This is a genomic window from Streptomyces sp. NRRL F-5630, from assembly GCF_000719475.1.
Lineage (GTDB): Bacteria > Actinomycetota > Actinomycetes > Streptomycetales > Streptomycetaceae > Streptomyces.
In genome coordinates, this window is record NZ_JOGO01000160.1 from 1 (window position 1) to 2,200 (window position 2,200).

The 2,200-nt window shown below is 70.9% G+C and carries 2 protein-coding genes; one reads left to right on the forward strand and one right to left on the reverse strand.

The window, feature by feature from the left end:
- Positions 1–235: hypothetical protein (locus IF99_RS35345; protein WP_234340924.1), on the reverse strand; the 235-nt coding region annotated here is incomplete at its 3' end.
- A gap of 105 nt (positions 236–340) precedes the next feature.
- Between IF99_RS35345 and IF99_RS31360 the strand changes: the two genes are divergently transcribed.
- Positions 341–2,200, forward strand: a 1,860-nt coding sequence (locus IF99_RS31360; RefSeq protein ID WP_234340925.1) for a hypothetical protein, incomplete at its 3' end; no start/stop codon positions are given.

The following is a 2,200-nucleotide window of genomic DNA, read 5'->3' on the forward strand; positions in this document are numbered from 1 at the left end:
TGCCGACGCACAGGCCGTGGTCATCGACCCCACCGGGCAGGCGATCGACCCGCACCGGCGGGACGTCGCGGACGGCGCGTTGCCCGCGTTCGCGCAGTCGTCTTCCACGACACACGCCGTACTTGACGCGCCGACCGGGGACGATTACGAAGGCGTCGGCCTTGAGGCCGAGGAGCGCCGCGACCTCTTCCTGAATGTTCCGGGCGCTGTCAAACAAACGCTGGTACTGGGCCACGGCCCCGGGCTCAAGCTCGTCACGGATTCCTATTCCTTCTGGGAGACGGAAGACGGGCTGCTCCACATCCGGCGGCCGCAGGTGGCAGCGGGTGAGCGTCCGCCCGTGCGGAGGAAGTACGTCATCGGGGAGTTCGTCGTCGACCCGATGGCCGCGATCCCCGGAGAGCGGAAGCAGTCCCGACGGGAAGCGATGGCTCAGCTCCGGAGGGCTCGGGCCGCGGCGAGGCTCGCGGACGAGCGGCAGCGAGCGGTCCCGCTCCCCGAGCTGCTGGGCCCCCTCGGCTGGACGTTCACCGAGGAGGGCCAGGGCGCGAAGGTCAATCCGGCCCCCGAGGGCTTCGACTGGTCCGCCTACACCCAGCTCACCGCGGGGTACGCCACCGACCGTCTCAGGGAGCTCCAGGACCTCGCTCTCGAGCGGTTCACCCGGCCGGACCTCGAGCAGCTGATGGTCGGGGGGCGGTCCTTCGGGCAGACGGTCACCAGGGTGTTCGTGAACCGTGCCCTCGGCCAGGGCTCGGTGGAGAACCACCTCGTGCCGTTCCTCGCGGCGATTCCGGACGTCGACGAGGTGTGGGGCTACGGGTGGCTCGGATACCAGAATGTCGCGGCCTCGCCGGTCAGTACGATCTTCGACGGCGCCCCGCCCGCGGGCGTGGACCCGAACCTCATCAAGAACTTCCTGCTCGTGGCCTCGCGGAACGGGCTGGACCGCGTCCTGCGGGCGCTGCGGCCGCGCACCCGGGCGTTCCTCGACGAGCGCCATGACGAGCTGACGGGGCGGCTCCTCCCGCATCTCTCCCACGTGATGGAGCTCTACCGGCGGTCGTTGACGCCGGACAAGCCCTTCGACGCCGGGTTCTTCGACGCCGTCGGCAACGACGTGCCGACACCGCGGGAGCACTGGACGGCCGTGCTCACCGGCCGCACCTCCGAGGGCGACGCCATCAGCCAGCGCTACGCGGTCGGCATGGACGACGCCGACTATCCGACCCTGGACACCGACGAGGGCCGCTTGGCGGTCGCGCTGGTCCTGCTGGAGCTGCGGCACTTCGGGTACACGGGCCACTACATGACGCCCGAGGAGATCGAGCGTGCCGTCGAAGAGATCTCCACGTTCAGCCGGAGAGCCTACGAACGCTCGGTGACGCTCCGCGCCCCGCTGCCCGAGGACGTTCTGCGCGAATCCATCCTGCGGATCGCGAACAACCCGGTGGTGCGTGCCGTCGCGGCCTTCCTCGCGGTGACCGCCGGGGAAGGCGTACCGCAGCTGGACGGTTCCACCAGGAAGCCGGTGTCCGAATGGGACAGCAGGAACATCGCGCTCGCACTGGGCGAGTACGCCCTGGGGAGCCGGCTGCCCGACGACGACCCCGCCGTTCGGCGTCTCCGGGCGGCCGTCGCGGAGGCGTTCGGCCTGCTGCCCCAGGTGCCCCCAGGAGCACAGGCGGAGGTCCGGGCCGTCTTCGAGGCGGCGCGGGGTGCCCTCGGCATCCTGGCCGATCCCGCGCAGACGCCGCCGATCATGCCGTGGGCGGCGGAGATCGTGGCACTGGACGGGTCGCGGGTGCTGCTGGACCGGGTACAGGTGGCCAGGCACCAGGACGCGGGCGGGACGCCGGTGGGTGTGTCGTCGCGTCCGGTTCAGGACTGGCAGGACGGGTGGCGGCAGACGTATGGCCTGCTGCCGGAGGTGTCCGGGTTCACGCAGGTGCGGCGGGGTCCTGTGCCGTTGGAGAGCCCGGTGCAGCCGCTGCCGTTCGAGGAGGCGTATCTGGTCGGGCTGCGGGGCACTGCCGTTGCCGCGGCCTTGGCGTTGTCGGACGGCAGTGACGCCTTTGTGGACTATGCGCGGGTCGTGGACTTCCTGTTCGCGGTGGATGGTCATCTGACGGCGGCGTCTCCGGAGACGGCTGCGGTGGTGGTGGGTGCTGATCTGGCGGGTCCGCCGGTGGCTGATCCG